General features: G+C 32.0%; 15 protein-coding genes and 2 pseudogenes. 11 read left to right on the top strand and 6 right to left on the bottom strand.

Annotation, left to right across the window (positions count from 1 at the left end; all coding sequences use genetic code 11):
* Positions 1-192: 192 nt before the first annotated feature.
* The 5 genes and pseudogenes from AB3I42_RS03105 to AB3I42_RS03125 all read left to right on the top strand — a co-directional run bounded on the left by AB3I42_RS03105 (position 193) and on the right by AB3I42_RS03125 (position 7,403).
* Positions 193-2,982 carry a tape measure protein gene (locus tag AB3I42_RS03105; RefSeq protein WP_368022352.1) on the top strand — a complete coding sequence of 930 codons (2,790 nt, stop codon included), beginning with the start codon at positions 193-195 and terminating at the stop codon, positions 2,980-2,982.
* Entirely contained in the window at positions 2,972-3,712 is a 741-nt protein-coding gene (locus AB3I42_RS03110) for a hypothetical protein (protein ID WP_002298038.1), read from the top strand. The genes AB3I42_RS03105 and AB3I42_RS03110 overlap by 11 nt, the downstream gene beginning before the upstream one ends.
* Complete coding sequence (locus AB3I42_RS03115; RefSeq protein ID WP_368022261.1) at positions 3,709-6,015, top strand: phage tail spike protein; 2,307 nt, start codon at positions 3,709-3,711, stop codon at positions 6,013-6,015. Before AB3I42_RS03110 ends, AB3I42_RS03115 begins: the two co-directional genes overlap by 4 nt.
* Positions 5,987-6,721 (top strand): annotated as a pseudogene (locus AB3I42_RS03120) (N-acetylmuramoyl-L-alanine amidase); the annotation flags it as partial. The gene AB3I42_RS03115 and the pseudogene AB3I42_RS03120, both read left to right, overlap by 29 nt.
* Before the next feature lie 250 nt (positions 6,722-6,971).
* Positions 6,972-7,403 carry a DUF4231 domain-containing protein gene (locus AB3I42_RS03125; RefSeq protein WP_181914422.1) on the top strand — a complete coding sequence of 144 codons (432 nt, stop codon included), beginning with the start codon at positions 6,972-6,974 and terminating at the stop codon, positions 7,401-7,403.
* Between the two features lie 231 nt (positions 7,404-7,634).
* Here the strand turns inward: AB3I42_RS03125 and AB3I42_RS03130 are convergent, their stop codons facing one another.
* Positions 7,635-7,892, bottom strand: a complete 258-nt coding sequence (locus tag AB3I42_RS03130; protein WP_002295273.1) for a hypothetical protein — start codon at positions 7,890-7,892, stop codon at positions 7,635-7,637.
* A gap of 162 nt (positions 7,893-8,054) precedes the next feature.
* Between AB3I42_RS03130 and bsh the strand changes: the two genes are divergently transcribed.
* The gene (gene bsh / locus AB3I42_RS03135; protein ID WP_002287105.1) at positions 8,055-9,029 is read left to right on the top strand and encodes a choloylglycine hydrolase; all 975 of its coding nucleotides are present in this window, start codon (positions 8,055-8,057) and stop codon (positions 9,027-9,029) included.
* 555 nt (positions 9,030-9,584) lie between these two features.
* Here bsh and AB3I42_RS03140 read toward each other — a convergent pair.
* Positions 9,585-9,781, bottom strand: a pseudogene (locus AB3I42_RS03140) (DUF5960 family protein); the annotation flags it as partial.
* A 91-nt stretch (positions 9,782-9,872) separates the two neighbouring features.
* Here AB3I42_RS03140 and AB3I42_RS03145 point away from each other — a divergent pair.
* The 3 genes from AB3I42_RS03145 to AB3I42_RS03155 all read left to right on the top strand — a co-directional run bounded on the left by AB3I42_RS03145 (position 9,873) and on the right by AB3I42_RS03155 (position 13,209).
* Positions 9,873-10,205 (top strand): putative quinol monooxygenase, encoded by a 333-nt coding sequence (locus AB3I42_RS03145; RefSeq protein ID WP_010718759.1) that lies wholly within the window; start codon positions 9,873-9,875, stop codon positions 10,203-10,205.
* Between the two features lie 414 nt (positions 10,206-10,619).
* A complete protein-coding gene (locus AB3I42_RS03150) occupies positions 10,620-11,312 on the top strand; it encodes a DNA-directed RNA polymerase subunit omega (RefSeq protein ID WP_081123338.1) in 693 nt (230 codons plus the stop codon).
* A 1,483-nt stretch (positions 11,313-12,795) separates the two neighbouring features.
* Positions 12,796-13,209, top strand: coding sequence for a DUF4231 domain-containing protein (locus tag AB3I42_RS03155; RefSeq protein ID WP_010718761.1), 414 nt, complete (start codon positions 12,796-12,798; stop codon positions 13,207-13,209).
* Between the two features lie 213 nt (positions 13,210-13,422).
* Here AB3I42_RS03155 and AB3I42_RS03160 read toward each other — a convergent pair whose 3' ends face one another.
* The 3 genes from AB3I42_RS03160 to AB3I42_RS03170 all read right to left on the bottom strand — a co-directional run bounded on the left by AB3I42_RS03160 (position 13,423) and on the right by AB3I42_RS03170 (position 15,102).
* Entirely contained in the window at positions 13,423-13,695 is a 273-nt protein-coding gene (locus tag AB3I42_RS03160; protein WP_010737819.1) for a hypothetical protein, read from the bottom strand.
* A gap of 529 nt (positions 13,696-14,224) precedes the next feature.
* Positions 14,225-14,509, bottom strand: a complete 285-nt coding sequence (locus AB3I42_RS03165) for a hypothetical protein (protein ID WP_228012170.1) — start codon at positions 14,507-14,509, stop codon at positions 14,225-14,227.
* Positions 14,494-15,102: a hypothetical protein gene (locus AB3I42_RS03170; protein WP_368022262.1), complete on the bottom strand. Its 609-nt coding sequence runs from the start codon at positions 15,100-15,102 to the stop codon at positions 14,494-14,496. Before AB3I42_RS03170 ends, AB3I42_RS03165 begins: the two co-directional genes overlap by 16 nt.
* Before the next feature lie 466 nt (positions 15,103-15,568).
* Here AB3I42_RS03170 and AB3I42_RS03175 point away from each other — a divergent pair, with 466 nt between their 5' ends.
* Complete coding sequence (locus AB3I42_RS03175) at positions 15,569-17,353, top strand: hypothetical protein (protein ID WP_010737816.1); 1,785 nt, start codon at positions 15,569-15,571, stop codon at positions 17,351-17,353.
* A 91-nt stretch (positions 17,354-17,444) separates the two neighbouring features.
* Here the strand turns inward: AB3I42_RS03175 and AB3I42_RS03180 are convergent, their stop codons facing one another.
* The gene (locus tag AB3I42_RS03180) at positions 17,445-17,594 is read right to left on the bottom strand and encodes a hypothetical protein (RefSeq protein WP_010718765.1); all 150 of its coding nucleotides are present in this window, start codon (positions 17,592-17,594) and stop codon (positions 17,445-17,447) included.
* 486 nt (positions 17,595-18,080) lie between these two features.
* Here AB3I42_RS03180 and AB3I42_RS03185 point away from each other — a divergent pair, with 486 nt between their 5' ends.
* Positions 18,081-18,269, top strand: coding sequence for a hypothetical protein (locus AB3I42_RS03185; protein ID WP_368022353.1), 189 nt, complete (start codon positions 18,081-18,083; stop codon positions 18,267-18,269).
* Positions 18,270-18,307: the final 38 nt, after the last annotated feature.

Raw genomic sequence — 18,307 nt, forward strand, 5'->3', positions numbered from 1 at the left:
ATTAGATTTAAAGACGCAATTACTCGAAGCAGGTTGGACGTTACCAGAAATTGAACGTACTGACTTTGATGAGTTAATGCGTCTTTTTGCTTTTCGAGATGCAGTAAAAGAGCATGAGGATGTTGAGTACTACGATAACTTCACCCAATTTTAGGAGGTGATACTTTGAATAACGATGACCTAATTCTGAAGATGATATTAGATGAATCAGGTTTTACTGCTGGCATGAATAATGCTGTCAAAAAGCTAGGTTCTTTTGATGGAACTATCGAAAGAACGAGTAGAAAAAGTGGCAGTTCATTAGGTAGTATTTGGAAAATATTTGCTGGTAGCTTTCTAGCCAGTGGAGTGACTAGAATTGTAGGAGCTGGTTTTGATCTAATTAAAGGTTCCATAAGTGGGGCAATTGATCGAGTAGATACGATGAATAATGCTCTACGAAATTTCCAAAACATGGGATTCAGCAACTCAGAAATTATGAAGAATATCGGAAAGAATGGGCTTTTATCTCAAGGTATTCAAGGACTTCCTACCGCTTTGAATGATGCGATAAGTCATGTACAACTTCTTGCTTCTTCTACTGGGAATTTGACTCGTTCGACTCAAATATTTAAAGCATTGAATGATGGGATTCTTGGGTTTGGTGGTTCAACTGATCAAGTAAATGAAGCTGTTATTCAGCTATCTCAAAGTTTCTCAAACGGAAAAGTAGATGCACAAACTTGGAATTCAATGATTAATGCTCAACTTGGTCCTACTCTATCTGCTATCGCTAAAAAGATGGGAATTACAATGGGAGAGCTTAAAGAAGGGTTATCTCAAGGTAAGATCTCTGTTGAAGAGTTCCAAAATCAATTAATAGAAATGGATACTAAAGGTGGCGGAGGACTTAAATCATTAAATCAAATTGCAAAAGATTCAACTAAAGGGATTAAAACCTCTATCCAGAATGCCAAAACAGCTGTTACTCGTGGTGTTGGCGAAGTAATAGAAGGATTAAATAAAGCCCTAGTGGATGCTGATTTAGGTGGATTTAAGGGGATTATTGATAAAGTTGCCAGTTCCATGGAATCTTTTTTGAAAGTAATTGCTGCAAATATTCCTAGAGCAGTGTCTTTTTTAAGTAATCTTTTTGATGCAGTTCAAAAATTTGGCTCTGCATTGAAATTCATGATGCCATTTCTGGTTCCTGCAACTACTGCTTTTGGCGCATTAATGTTTCAACTTAAAGGAATACCAACAATTATAAAAAGCTTCAATAGTTTTAAGAATGCCATAATCGGTGTTGGAAATTCACTAAAGATTATGGGGGCTATAGCCGCCGCAAATCCGTTTGTTTTGATTGTTGGAGCCGTTGTTGGAGCGATTGCTGTATTTGGCTATTTTATGGCAACCAACGAAGAGTTTAGAAACAAAGTTATATCCGTTTGGAATGATGTAAAAGATTCCATACTTGGTGTATTAAAGAATATAAAAGATTGGGGAATTGATACTTGGAGTTCTGCTAAAGAATTGGCATCAAATGCCGTTGAGAGTGTCAAGAATACTTGGTCTGGAATAAAGGAATGGTTTTCAAATACTTGGCAAGACATTAAAAATGGAGCAACAGGTTTATTTGATAAAACAGTAGAAACATCTATGAATGCAGTTGATAGTGTAAAAAACGCATGGTCAAATACAAAGCAATGGTTTTCTGATATTTGGCAGAGTATAAAAGAATTGGCAACTGAAAAATGGAATGAAATTAAAGGTTCTATTATGGAAGTTGCTGGTCCATTGATTATAGGTTTAAAGAACGCATTCTTACATGTCACTTTTTATTTAGAGACCTTATGGAATAATTTAGTTGAGATTGGTAAAAATGTTTTTGAGATTTTAAAAAATGTTATACTTGCGCCAGTTTTATTTATTACCTCCATGATTTCTGGTGGATGGGAAGAAACAAAAAACAACATGATTGGTGTATGGAATAATATTAAAGAAAGTGCTCTAAATATTCGGGAGTCTATAAAAAATATTTTTGTTAGTTACGTTACAAATATTTATTTTGCTGCGCTTAATATTTGGACAGGTTTCAAACTTACTTTGATAAATATTTGGAATGAAGTAGTAAGTCAAGCTAAATCAATTTGGATTAATGTAAAATACTTTTTTATTAATCTTTGGATTGACATTAAGTATTTTGCTATTCAAAAATGGATTGAATTAAAATTCGGGATTATTCAAACTTGGATTGATTTAAAATATAATGCTATTACTACTTGGAACAATATTAAACAGTTCTTCAAAGATACTTGGCAGAACATTAAAGATATAGCATACAATACATGGATTTCTATAAAGAATTCCATGATCAATACTTGGAATAACATCAAGGAATCTTTCTGGAATATTGTTACTGGAATTGTTAACTCCGCTGAAAATGCATGGACTAATCTAAAAAATGGTGTTTCAAAAGCAATTAATCGGGTGAAAGAAATCTTTGATTCATTAAGGGAAATCAATTTATTCGAAATCGGTAAGAATATCATTGATGGACTTATCAATGGTGTAGTAGAAAAATGGAATGCATTGAAAAAGACTATTAAAGGAATAGCTGGAAGTATCAAAGATTCTATTAAGGGTGCATTAGGTATTCATTCTCCATCTAGATGGATGAGGGATATGGTAGGTAAAAATATTGTTCAAGGTATTATCGTTGGTATTGATAAAGAAAAAAGTAAATTGGATCAGACAATGACTGATTTAGTGAAAACTCCGTCGGTTCAACCAGTTATTACAGGGTCTAATAGTCAACCAGTGGTACAAGCTAAACAAAATACATCTTCAAATGCAGTGAATGAAATTCACTTGCATTTAAATGTTTATGGAGATCTACCTGATTCGATGATTAAACAAATCGCCAAGAAGATGAAAACAGAATTGACGAGACAAATGAAACGAGATGCTGATGCAGTAGGAGGGACATTATATGCAACTTAAAAGAGGACAATTTTTTATCAATCAACATTATTCTTCTGAGTTTAACGTATATATTCAAAATAGGCCTGCCTCTGTTTCAGCTAGTCGTGTAATTGAATTGAGAGAGCGTGAAGGCAATGACTCAATTATTATCGATAAAGCCTATTACAAAAACGTTACTAGAAAAATTGAATGTTATTACAAAGCACCATCGATTGATTTAGTGCAGGAATGGGAAGATCGAATTACTGAATGGTTAGATATGAACTCTTACAGTGATTTTATTCTTTATTACGATCAACAATATATCTATCAAGCTATAGTAACCGAAGCGCCAGAATTTAAAGGAACAAGAAAAACAGGGAACATAGTTCCATTTGAATTTACAGTTAGTCTTCGACCATTCAAAGAAAATTATAGTGGTCGTTTTGCTATTCAACAGATAAAAGCTTTCGAGTTATTTAATCCAGAGAAGTATGCTTCAAAACCGCTTATTAAATTGAGTGGTTCTGGAGATGCTTCTTTTTATATTAATAATGATAAATATGATTTGAAACTATTAGATAGAGAATTATATATAGATTCTAAACTAGAAGAGTCTTATCGAAAGCTAGATGACAATTTAGAACATCAAGATCATGTCACTTTATTTTTAGATTTTCCATTTCTATACCCTGGAAAAAATGAAATCAAATGGACGAATAACATACATTCGTTTGAGATAATACCAAGGTGGTGGAGAAAAGTATGATACCAAGAATATATAGTCCTACCGAGACAGATTTTTCTACGAATGGTTTAGGGATTTTGAAGGACACCACAAAATGTGAGATATATGAAGTAGCAAATGGAAAATATGAATTAGAGTTGGAGTATCCATTAGGTACTCGATTTGATGAATATTTTGAAAATGACTATCAAATAAAAGCAAAGTCAAATGATCAAGAAGAGTATCATATCTTTTTTATTGATGATAAAGATATTGATACCTTTTTAGATACCGTAACTATTTATGCCCAGAGTCGTACAAATCGGCTTGGAAGACGAGCGGTCACTTTTGCTGAAGTAGACTCTAAAACTGGCCGAGAAGCAATGGCAATTATTGAAAACAATATGGATAAAAAATCAGATATACGCCTATATTCTGATATTACAACTGTATCAAGTACAACTTTTGAAGCAAGAAATGTTTTAAATTGTATTGCTGGTGAACAAGGATCTTTACTTCAGTATTGGGGCGGAGAAATTAAACGTGAGCCTTTTAAGCTATCTTTATTAAAGCGAAGAGGTCGTGATAATATTGGCACAATCCGATATGGAAAAGATTTATCTGGGTTAAAAGTTAAGTTAGATTGGACAGGCGTGAAAACAAGAATTATTCCGTATGCTGATCCTCAAAGTGATACAGGTACAACTAGCCGAATTTATGGCTCGCCAGTAGATAGCGAATATATTAATAATTATCCTGATGTATATACAGAACACGTTCAATTCACAGAAGAACAGGGAGTTAAAGACGTTAATAGCTTAAATAAAATAGCTAAGAATTATTTCAAAACAATTAATCCAGGCTGTGATAAACCGAAGATTTCTATTACCGTTGAGTTCGATAAATTAACGGACACCGAAGAAGGAAAAGAATTCGCTAAGATAAGAAATTATGGGTTATTTGATACGTTTAAAATATATCATCGAAAATATAAACTATATTTTGAATCGAAAGTTAGCGGTGTTCAATATGATTCATTATCTGAAAAGGTTTTGAAATTGGAAGCTGGGGATACTCAAGTTGCTTTTTATCAACAACAAGCTGTTACTATTCAAGATAAATTAAAAGATTATGCTACGAATAATTATATGAGTAGTTTTAATGATTATGTGTCCTCTATGATTGCAGGTCAAGGAAATGCAGGCGGTTATGTAGTTTTATGGCCAAAAGAAAAACCTTCAAATATTTTTATAATGGATAGCCCTGATTTAAACAAGGCAAAAGAAGTATTAAGAATGAACAAAAATGGAATTGCCTTTTCTAAAAATGGTTGGAATGGTCCTTTTAATTCCGCTTGGACATTGGATAGTATATTCAATGCTAATTTTATTCAAACAGGATTAATAAAGGCAGATATCTTTCAAAACTCTTTTAATAAAACTGGAGATGTATTGAAATTAGTTAATGGACTACTTCAAATTTGGAATAACAAAAAGAAAATAATGGAGTTAACCAAAAAAGGAATGGAGTTTTGGAATTCTAATAGTTCAATTGGAACGATTGGAACAACTGATTCTGCTGGTAATCCTTTTCCTGGAGCTTCTACTCCCACACCTATTGAAGATAATTCTTTAGTTATTCGTACAAATGGAGACGGCAAATATATTTTGATTTCTCCTAAAGTTGGTAAAGGATTAGTTTTATTAGGAAATGGTAAAGCAATTTATTTTGGAGACTTAGATGTACAAGGCAAACTCACAGTCAACGGAAAAGAAATCACAGGGAACAACAGTGGAGGAAGTGATCCTGGAACCATCCCTCCTCAATTGATGACGGAAGCTGAAAAAAGAGCATGGAAAATTTGGACAATGCTGAAAGCTCGTGGCTATTCTGAATATGCAGCTGCAGGTATTCTAGGAAATATTCAAGGGGAAGTTGGAGCAAGTATGAACCCTGATACAGAACAACTTGGTGGTCCAGCTTATGGGATTGTTCAATGGGATGGTTCTGCTTATCCGTTAGTCGGATCACCAACTTGGAACGGACGAGAGTATGTTCAGCGTTTGATGAACACCGCAGGGATTCAAGAAGATTATCGAAGTATTGAAGCCCAAGTAAAATTATTAGATTGGTGTATGTTCAACGGTCAATGGCTCGGAAAAGTAAATCCAACCACAGTATCAGGATTTAAATCGATTAATGATGCCCAAAGTGCAGCGTATGCTTTTGAAATGAACTTCGAACGCCCAGCTTCTGCACATCCAGAACGCCAAAATTATGCCCAATCTTGGTATAACAAATTACATGGATTAACTAGTCCAGAACGGTGCTGGTTCGTATGCTAATGCTAACAGTCCTGTGCAGATTGAGTTACAGCACACACATGATAAAGCAACTTTTGAAAAAAACTATAAAGCATACGTTGAATTGGCTAGAGATTCAGCAATGAAATATGGTATTCCATTAACATTGGACACGCCTTATAACCAACCAGGAATCAAATCGCATTTATGGGTAACACAAAATATTTGGGGGGATCATACAGATCCTTACGGTTATCTTTCTGAAATGGGCGTAAGTAAAGAAAAATTAGCATATGATTTAGCTCATGGTTTTACGGATGATAATCCAACTACTTCGGAGGATAAACCAGTCATTGATCCAACTAGAGCAGGTGCAGCAAATCCTACACTGACAGATGGAACAAATTACGCCCACATTGATCAGTTTGGAGAAATCGAAAACGCAAACTTGCATGTAGCTGGATGGCACATTGCTAACTATAAATACGAGTATATCTTCATTATGGATTACAATACTGGGAAAGAATTAGCTCGAGTAAAAGCTGATGGAATATATAGACCAGATGTAAATCAAGCTTATAATACTTCTGGAAATGTTGGTTATCATGTATCTTTCAATATGCGTAACTTCCCTAATAAAAAAGTTTACGTAATGATGCGTGCAACAAACGATCCAGAAGGAAATACTAAGGGTGGAGCACAAGATTTTCATGACAAGCGTTGGTATTTAAATATTCCACAACGATAAAAAATTCCCCCCTCTTTGAGGGGCGGTACATAAAAATTTATTATTTAGATTCTATAAACATGTGCAACTTATCTAACAAGAAAGTATATATTCTACAGAAGTAAACAAATAGCTTATATTTTAGGATGTACACAAATTGACAAGTATAATAAAACTTTGATAAAATACAAATGTTTTTTTATTTTTATGTGTGATTAGTTAGAACTTACTTAAATCCTATTATAATATTTTTGTTAATGATTTTAATAAAATGATTGGAGAGAAAATGATGGATCAAAAAGCGTTTATCGAATCTATTGATTCTACAATCGATAGATTAAAAAAAGAAATTCGATTTTATAATAGAGTAATTGGTATCGGAAATATTATAAAAATAGTCTTATCAGCTAGTATCCCAATATTAATTGATCAGGCTTCCGACCACAGGTCTTTACTATTGATTGTTTCAATTGCTTCAGCAATAATTACAATTATACAAAGTGGGATGTCTGCATTTAATTATCAAGATAAAGTACAGACTTCGACAGAGTTATTAATGAAAATTGAAAAAGAAAAGTTGTTATATATAACGAAAACATCCCCATATAATAAAACAGATGAAGAAAATTTCCATTTAATCGTTACAACCCTTCAAACTGAATTAATTGATATTATCTCTGATTTTAATCAAGTTAATAACTAAAAATTTATTTAATTAGAAAGTAGTGCAGATAATACTAATTGTACAATTAAGAAAAGAGATAAGACTTTACATTCCTAAAAAAATGTAAAGTCTTATCTCTTTTCTTAATGCTATAAATTCATAATAACATTATGGACAATAAATTTAAAATTTATTCAGACTGTAGACAAACTCCTAAATTTAGAGTGTTGTTTGCAGTCTGACGACTCAAAAATGAGTCGTATAAATCAATTATAGTAATAAGTCATTGATTTCTTTAAATTCTTTATCAAGTTCTTTTTCATCATATTTTTCATATTTATCAGCTTCATGAAGAACTTTTTTAATTTCATGAATAGCCTTTCGTTCAACTAACCATTTTTTTAGGTTATGTTTTTTTTCTGGATTTTCAGATAACGTATCAAGTTCGTCTAACTCTTTATCCAGTTTATTGACAACAGAAACAATTTTGTTTACAACTTTTTCTTCTTTGTTTTCTAAATTTGACATTTATATTCACGTCCTTTTTATTTGATAATTTAAGTATAGAACTTTGATATAGTTTATACAAATAGAAACGCTTCTTCGTGTATTCTGTGATTTTCTTTTGAAATGAGGAAAACTTTGGAGTAAAATGAACGTGGACAGAACAATATTTAGGAGGAATGAACTATGTGTACGTCTATTACTTATGTAACAAGTGATCATTATTTTGGAAGGAATTTTGATTATGAAATATCTTACAATGAAGTAGTCACTGTTACTCCAAGAAATTATAAGTTGAATTTTCGAAAGGTAAATGATTTGGATACTCATTATGCAATGATTGGTATTGCCGCTGGTATAGCTGACTACCCTCTTTATTACGATGCAACAAATGAAAAAGGATTGAGTATGGCTGGGCTAAATTTTTCTGGGTATGCTGATTATAAAGAAATACAAGAAGGGAAAGACAATGTATCTCCTTTTGAATTTATTCCTTGGATTTTAGGACAATGCTCAACAGTAGGAGAAGCTAAAAAATTGTTAAAAAATATCAATTTAGCAAATATAAATTATAGTGATGAACTTCCTTTATCCCCTTTACATTGGCTATTAGCTGATAAAGAAAAATCAATTGTCATTGAAAGTATGAAAGATGGACTTCATATATATGATAACCCTGTGGGCGTTCTTACCAATAATCCTTCATTTGACTATCAATTATTTAATTTAAACAATTATCGTGTCTTATCGAGTGAAACTCCTAAAAATAATTTTTCAAATCAAATAAGTTTGAATGCCTATAGCCGCGGTATGGGAGGGATAGGCTTGCCTGGAGATTTATCCTCAGTATCTCGTTTTGTTAAAGCGACTTTTACGAAGCTGAATTCTGTATCTGGAGATTCAGAGTCAGAAAGTATTAGTCAATTTTTCCATATCTTAGGTTCAGTAGAACAACAAAAAGGTTTGTGTGATGTTGGTGATGGAAAATATGAATATACAATTTATTCTTCTTGTTGCAATGTTGACAAAGGAATCTATTATTATCGAACATATGAAGACAGTCAAATTACTGCAATTGATATGAATAAAGAAGACTTAGATAGTCATAAGTTAATTAGTTATCCAATTATAGAAAAACAACAAATTAAATATATAAATTAGTTAATGTGTTGTGATTGATTATTTAATATAGATATAATACAAAAAGGCAAAGATATTTTCAAAACATTTTTTCTTGATGTGATATCCTTGTCTTTTTTGTAATGTTTTTAACTTATTGCTTTTGCAAAATTTATTTACCTGTTTTCTGGATCAACGATAGTGTATATTATGCTATCCTTGTTTGGATTTTAGGACGTTTAAAGAGGCACTTTTTTACATAACTTAATCTATAGACCTTTTAAGCATGCTGTGAGATAATAATAAAGAAGAGTTTAAAGCGCACCCCAAACCACTTCCCCATAAGTGTATTACGCTTTAAACTCTTTTATATTTGAAGCCATTATAAAGCATACCATATAACTATAAAAAATAATGGGAAAAAGACTTATAATTGGAGTGGTAGTTAATTAGTGACTTATTTTTGGTTTTATAGCACTGGTACTATAAAATATAGATATCATCATATTACACAATCTTAATACTAACTTAAAAATATCTCCTTTTATAAGTATGGTGATAAAATCCGTTCCGGGCTACCTTTTTAGGTAGCCTACTTTAATCTTTATACCTTTCTGGATCAACGAAAGTATACTTTATATAGTCATAACGCCGATGACCGCTCCGTGCGTCTGACACATTCGTCACGATATCAAATATACATCTTTCTTCATTCTCGTTTTCGCAGCAGGGATTTTAAAGTAGTTTTTATTGGAATAATAGAGATTAATTAATAAGCTATCTTCTATTGCTAATGGTCAGAGCAGACGGCTCATAACCGTCCTGTCGTAGGTTCGAGTCCTACAGGGTATATAAGGATAGATAAATATACAAGGAGGTAAAGAAATGGCTATTACTGTGAACATTTATTATAGTGGTACAAATGGAAATGCGAAAAAATTTGCAAAAGAGATGGTTTCAACTGGAGTTGTAGAAGATATCCGTGCAGAAAAAGGCAATATTAAATATGAATACTTTTTTTCAATGAATGATGAGGACACAATTCTTCTAATTGATAGTTGGACAGATCAAGATGCACTAGACAAACATCATGAATCTCCGATGATGGCTCATATTACTAAACTTAGAGAAAAATATGATTTGCATATGAAAGTTGAAAGATATGTAACAGATATAAAAAATATTTCCGCAAAAGACTCCGCTTTTATAAGAAAATAATGTGCTTATTTTATTTGATAGGATAGTTTTTCCTATAGAGTGAGAAGAACACTTGTAGTAACAGTACTCTTAAGTTAATTTATCTATAACTAAACCATTTTTTATACACCTTCGGGTATTTTTTTATTTCAAAAATATAGAATATATAATCTCTTAAATTGGTAAAATAAATGTGTTAGATGTTTTGGTCTATCCGAAAGAGTAGACTTTTTTATGTGAATTTAATAACTATATCTAATTTTAAATTAATTAATACAATGTTTTAAAAATAATGTTTGTATGCAGTTACATCTGACTTTATCCGAATTAAGAAAAAGATTTATAAAAATAAAATAAAAAAATACATATTTAAATTGACTGATTGTGAAATCATTAACTATAATTGGTTCAGTTTGTGTTAAGGAGAATGGTGATATGAATAAGAAAATTGTAGTAAGTGGATTAATTATAGGTGGATTAGTGTTAGCAGGGATCGCAGGGAAAAACTTTGCCGATGACATTTTGTTATGGGGTGGAGAAGATAATATTGAACAAATCAATCATAATTTGGAGTCATTAGATAAAGCACTAGAAAATAAAGAGCAAAATATTAGTAGTTTAAATTCACGATTATCTTCAAATAATCAAGAACTTGAGCAAGTAAAGGCTAACGTTGAAGAATATAAACAAAAAGTGTTGACTTTGGAAAATGAGAAAAATCAATTAACTATAGATAAAACAAATTTAGAGAATCAATTATCAGGAAAAAATGCTGAATTGCAAGGTAAACAAAATGAAATCAATGCTAAAATTGATGAAATAAATCAAAAAATAGCTGAAATAAATCAATTAAACACTGATTGGAATAATCGTTTACAAACAGAACAAAATAAATTTAATGATGCTCAAAATACTGTTAATAGTTTAAATCAACAAATTAATCAATTGTCAAATGAAAAAAATACTATTAAAAACCAATTGCAAAGTACTCAACAAAAACTAGAAAAAGAGCAATCAGAAAACAGTAATTTGAATAATTATATTGAAAAACTGGAAAAAGCCAAAAGCGATGTAGAAGACACAGCAAACAGATCACAAGAAATCGTGACTGAACATACAGGAAAATAGATGTATTTTTTAGTTTAAATTTCTTTAACAAAATAGTATTTTGTTGCTAAATAATTTTTATTTGAATATTCTACAAAAATATCTCCTCTCAAAATGGAGGGGAAGTACATATTTATATTTTTGCTGAACGACAGGAAACGGAGAAAGGTCTTTTTGTTTGTACTTCAAAAAGACTAAAACATATTAAAAAAGGTCTTCCACCTTTAAATAGATTTGAAATTTTACCAAATAAAGAGACTTCTAGAATTAAATCGCCATTTCGCATGCCAGTTCTGGTGGATTGTGATCGGTTATTTGTCTTAAGTGGTATCTCTATACCATTAACGTTACTTACAAATCGGAGGTATATATGTAGAGAATACCTAGAAAAAATTTTACAAATAAGGAAAAATAATATGAGATGTGAAATTGTGCCTTTAGAGATTAAATCAATGATTTCATTAAATCCTTTGCTAAATTTAAAACCGAAAGATTCAAATCTGACTTTGAGTAGCTAAAGACCTCAACCAATCATTCTTGGCTGAGTTTTTTTCGTTCTTATATTAATTGTTCTAACTCCGGTTTCAATATGCATATAAAAAAGTAAAAATAATAGAAAAACTAGTGATAGTTTTGGTGATAGTGATATTAAAAACCAGAAAAGATGGAAAAAGCAGGAGATAGATAAAATACTGATGTTTCAGCGTTTTCTAACGGTACAAAAGAGAAAAAAAGTAATAAATGTACACATGATACAAGAAAAACATGTTCGCACTTCTAGGTAAACCAGGCTTTGAAGACCTTGCCAAAGAATTGAACGAACGTCTTTAAGATAAGGAGTTATAGGTAATTATTAAAAATAATTATCCAAAACAATTTGCCTTTAAAATGAAAAATGATACTCATTGAGGTATTTATAAAAAAGGATGGCTAATTATAGCCATCCTTTTTTGGTTTGTTGGCAGAGAAATATTTTGTCCAGAAAATTTTCGTTGTTGATTATTGATATAGTCATTGGACTTATCGAAGTTCGTTCAATACTTTCATATGACACTTGATCATATAGTTGAATAATAGAGATATCTTTATGACTTATATCTTCATGCTTCATGCCAACTTTTCGGTTAGGCACTGCTTACACATATCTACCATTATGGACAGTTAGGGGAGAGATGGGCACGTTTGTCAATTCTGTGGGCAATAGTATTCACAGTTTAAATTTTTTAAATCAATCAAGCTTACTTTGCTCGGTTGGTCAGAGATTGTGAGCATACATCAAATGTGATTTTTATGTCGTCTGTAATGATTAAATCTTTGTTCAGATCTTTTCAATAGCTTTTATCCGTGCACGAATACTATCATTGACAAATATATCATTATTTTGATAAAATAATTATTGTTATTTAATAGCCGTTTGTTTTGATTTGTAATTAGCTGAAACATAGGTAAATCCAATTATAATAGTTTTACGACCAAATTTTAATAAAGTGAATGGAGAAATGATATGGATCAAAAAGCGTTTATTGAATCGATTGATTCTACAATTAATAAATTAAAAAAAGATATTCAATCGTATAATAGAATCATTGGCATAGGGAATATTATAAAAATCGTATTATCTGCTGCTATCCCTATTTTAATTCACGAGGCATCTGATCATAAGTCTTTGTTATTAGTCGTTTCGATTGCTTCCGCAATCATAACGATTATTCAAAGTGGAATGTCTGCGTTTAATTATCAAAACAAAGTACAAACCGCAACACAGGTTCTAATGAAAATAGAAAACGAGAAGCTACTTTATGTAACAAAAACATCCCCATACGATAAAACGGATGAAGAAAATTTTCATTTGATTGTTTCGACACTTCAAACGGAGTTGAATGATATCATTTCTGACTTTAATCAAGTAAGCAATTAACCATATCATCCGTTTAAAGATAGAAAGGTACCAAAGAGATAGGAACAACAAGTAATCCTAGAACAGCATTTATGTATAAATAAAAAATAAACCTAATTTTGCTGATTTAAAAAGGTATCCAAACCTACTCGCTGAGACAGATGGATACCTTTTTTCTTTGACAAAAAAGTTCTGATTTTTTTAGACGGGAGTTATATACTTCAAAACCAATTTTTATTTTTTACCAATAAATTCTTTCTTGATTTTTTTAAAATCAATCAGTATTTTCGTGGGACCGAGCACATGATATTCTTTGACGACCAATTGGTTTCTTTGATTATAATAGCCACTGATTACTAATTTCATTCCTTCATCTACTTCAGCAAGAAAGTTTAAACCATGACCAGCGATTAAACAGTTCGTATCATTCAAGCTAAATCTTATCAAGGGACGAGCCCCAATTTGTAGTATTTTTATTTTTGTTACTGTGCCATATTTCTTAATCATTGTGGACTCTCCCTTATGAGCGATTTCGAGGATGCCAATCCATAAATATTCTTTAATAGTATTATACGAACAAACGTTCTTTTTGTAAAGGAGAAACGCAAAAAAATTTATGGTATTTAAGCTAATATCCGACTATTAATATCAGGGGAATGGCTGTAAAAATTTTCTGTTTTTTTGTATGACCATGCTTAAGTAAAGTTAGGAGAGACCGAACACCGGAAATGTTCACAAAAAAAATAAATTAGGGAGATAAATCTTATTTTGTGCTTTGAAAATGGATAAACGGTGTTCAAAGAGCTGACCTTCGGCGATAAGTCAAAAAATCTCAAAACATGGAGAGCTGTTTCGAGATTTTCATCCTTAACGTTCAGGTCAAAACGCTCTTTTCACAACCTCTGATTCACGGTGTTCAAGCATCAACTCCTTGAAATAAGCCGGAGAGTCCAAAATAGTAGAGACTATTTTCGGATTCTCCGGCTTAGTTATCAGAGCTAGACACTGCTGTCACAGTTCATTTTATTATTTTAGATTAACCACGCTTACACAACGTATATCCACGTGCTTGGGCCTCTTGCAGCGAGATAGCTACGACAGAATTTGCATTGTTAAGTCCCGAACAGTTCGGATTTAAATGATATTTTGTACCATGATCTGGAGCAATATAAACCGTTTGTTCGTTGTTTTGTTGCGGTGTTTGTGCTGCTGCAACTTGATTGGCTTGTTCTTGTGCGGCCGCAGCTTGCCGTTGTCGTTCTGCTTCAGCTGCCTCATTTGCTTTGATCGTTGCATCTACTGTAGCTAGTCGAGCAGACAAGTGTGATTGCCGTTTGGAATAGCCTGGATTAAAGTAGCTGCTGAGTTATAGTTTTCTCTAGTTGGATGAAGTGCTGTTGTTGCTTCATTTTCAGCTTGTTTTTGACGTTCTTCTTGTGCTTTACGCTCAGCTTCAATTTTCTGTTTTTCTTCTTCTTGTTTTTTGCGCTCAGCTTCAATTTTCTGTTTTTCTTCTTCTTGTTTTTTGCGCTCAGCCTCAAGTTTTTGTTTTTCTTCTTCTTGTTTTTTGCGCTCAGCCTCAAGTTTTTGTTTTTCTTCTTCTTGTTTCTTACGCTCAGCATCAAGCTTCCGTTTTTCTTTTTCTTTATGTTCAGCTTTTTGTTTCAGCTGTTCTTCACTAGAAGTACTTGATGTTCTTTTTGTTTCGATCTTTTTTTCAGATTGTGTGCTTGCTTTTGAACTATCGGAATGACTGGTAGGAGAGATAGACGCTCCGAAAATCATAAGAATAAATGCTGTTCCTATAATAATAAAGTTTCGTTTTTTATTCCCTTTTTTGAAAAATGATCGAATCAGTCCTACTAACCCCCAACAAATACCAATTAAACCTACTAACACTAAAAAAGTTCCCATTTTTTTCCTCCAAAAATAAAAATATTTTCCTTCCATGTAGGAATGAAAGAAATAAACCTCCTAATAAAAAAATATATCATTCTGTAATACTTCTCTAAAGATATACAAAGTTGTTTTTTATCTAAAAATTAAATTACAAAATAAAAAATGTGAATTTTTGATCACCTATTGATAAAAATAGATATATAAAGGAAATGATTTGCACAACAGAAGATTACGATAGTTACAAAGTGGAAAAGATCAGTCATTAAGTTAGTACAGTATAATTCTTGTTTTTAACGCTTAGAACCTGCTAAAAAAGCAATCAAACAAGTTAATAAGAATCTTTTAAGGTTAATATCAATGAAATGAATTTTTGCTATACTTATTAGAGGCTTATTGAATAAGGAGTTGAGTGAATTGGTTAAAAATAAATTATCAAATATGATTAGTATCAAGAAGAAAGGCGGAGGAAAGGTTAGGGTACATGGATAGAGTAAAGGAAATGCTTCAGTATGTTAGGCAAAAACAACTTTATTTTATTTGTGGTATCGCTCTAATTCTTACACTAATACGTCTTTATCTCTATTACAAAGCGACTTACAGCATCGATATGACAGCTAGCTATGATGACCAGCTTTTTATTCATTATGCCCGTAACTTAGTGGACGGGCAGTGGTTAGGAGAGTACAATGCTAAAACTTTATCAAAAGGTATTTCTTATAGCTTATTTTTAGCTTTTGCCAATAAAATTCAGCTACCATACTCGCTATTATTAGGTGGGTTTAATATTTTAGCTAGCGTGCTGATTACACTGAGTGTAAAGCCGATCGTTAAAAAGAATAGTATCTTGTTTTTTATCTATGTCTTTTTTTTATTTTCACCAATCGGTTTTACCCATGAATATTCGACACGTATTTATCGAAACGCCATTGTAATTCCATCTGTCGTAATTATCGTTGCTTGTTTATTAGCTATTTATTATCGTAAATATCGTGCAACAAAAACTATTTTACCTTGGTTTTTCTTGTTGTCTCTAATCTTTCCATTTTACTGGTATATTCGCGAAGATTCACTCTGGTTGTTGCCGTTTGTTCTGGCAGCCTTAATCATTAGTTTTGTTCAGATTTTATTAGGAGTGGATTTTAGACCAACGAAAACTGTTGAAAAGTTTCTTTCACAAATTACCTTTGATCGAAGAAAACTGATCAAACTCAGTTTGTTTTTTCTTCCTATGATCAGCTTTATCGTGACAAACCAAATGATTAAGCATAAAAATGAAGAAGTCTATCATCTTGCAGTAGTCAATGATCGTACGAGCGGAGAGTTTGCTCAATTGATGAAGAACTTGATTCGAATAGATGATGGAACGAACATAAACAAAGAGAACAGTAGGATTTGGGTTTCTCATGAAGCGTTAAATAAAGCATTAGCTGTGTCACCTGCTTTTGCTAAAGAAGCTGCTAGAATCAAAGAATTATATACGACACATGCTTGGACTCAGGCAGGAAAAGTAAAGGAATTAAAGGGAGACATTATTTTTTGGGCACTGCGAGATGTGTTGAATGAGTCTGGCTACTATCAAAATAACGCAAAAGAAACCAATGAATTTTGGAAACAAGTCAATCAAGAGTTAAGGGCTGCTTATCGTAAGGGAGATTTGAAGAAGAAACGTGAAGTCTACTTAATGAGTACAGGAGATGGGAAGATTGCCGAGGATATTCCAGTACTCTTAGATTTTTTTAGGACAGCTTATAGTGATAATTTATTTTACAAAGATTTTCATCAAGGAGGGAATTACAGTTTTGGAACCCATGCGGATGTAGAAGCAGCGCAAAACTTTTTGCGGGTTCCTTTATTGAATAATTGGATTAATAGTGAAGATCCACAACCGCCGATTTTAGTTTTATCAAAAACAGCGAAAATCTCTAATATTATGATTGCGATTTATCAAAAGACAAGTGGTGTTGTTCTATGTTTAGCGATTTTAGGATTTTTATTTTTGATCTTAGGTTCAATCTATGCTAAAAAAGATCGTGGTTTTTATTGTTCTGCACTAGTCATTACTAGTGGTTTGATATTGACCCAGTTTTTATTTTTATTTGGGGTTTCATGGTTTTGTTCCTACTCGCCAGAGCAAAAAGATTATTTTCTAAGTGTGTATACGGGGGCAGGAGTACCAATCATGCAAATTGCGATGGTTCTAATCTTTCTGGGAATCAGCAAAATTTCATGGGGGAAAATAAAGCACAAACTCAAATTGAATAAATAATAAAAGACGTTTGCTAACTGTATTAGTTGCAAACGTCTTTATTCTTTTTTCGATCCCGAGTTGTTTTCGGTCATTAGAAATGATTCACTCCTTATTTGGATTCATTTAATGCACGGACAGCTTGTTCAATCGTGATACCAAATGCTACGTTGTTTTCATTTGTAGCATCAATTGCCATAAATTGATTGGATACAGTATCAAATGCAACTCGGTATTCAATATTTGTTTTAGTAAATGTCATGTAAGTCACCTCTTTTTTTATTAATGTAAATTGTGGTTGGAATTTTCTGTTAAATTTTCCTTCCTGTAATCAGTGTAGCACCCTTATTTTTTTTTCGCAATTAATTGCTATGTCAACAAGGGATTCTTAATTTTCTGTGAGTCCAATAAGCAATCCAATCAATAACAGGATAAATACAATAGCTTGAATAACAATCATGAAATTCCCTCCTCACAGAATAGTTTAGATGCTTTTTCGGAGGTTTACACGAACAAAAGGCTAACAGTTTCAAACAAATCTGTCACTTATAAATTACAATTATATCTTGGTATTAGTTATGTGAGAAAAAGGGGAAACTAGATTGAAATCGTGTAATTCTAAGAAAAAATATAAAAAAATTCAATAAATCGTTTTCAAATCTTCTTTTTTTTGTTATTATAAATTAAAGAATTACAAAATAAAGGAGGGAATTGAGAAATGTTAAAATTAGAAATAGGCTAGTCATACATATGCAAACCGATTGGAGTGAACTATGAAGTGATTGGTTGCGTGGAACGTACATATACTAATACGGCTGTTATTTTTGTAGAAAGCTATGATCAGAGAGATCGGTTGGCTGTTTACGATAGTAAGTTTCGTCTACTAGTTAAACTGGACGAAATTTATACAGTAGCAGAATCTGCTTTGGTTTCATAAACACTTTTTTTGAGAAATATCGTAAACTTCTCTATAAT

Origin of the sequence: Enterococcus sp. C53 (assembly GCF_040887425.1) — a bacterium.
Classification (GTDB): domain Bacteria; phylum Bacillota; class Bacilli; order Lactobacillales; family Enterococcaceae; genus Enterococcus_B; species Enterococcus_B hirae.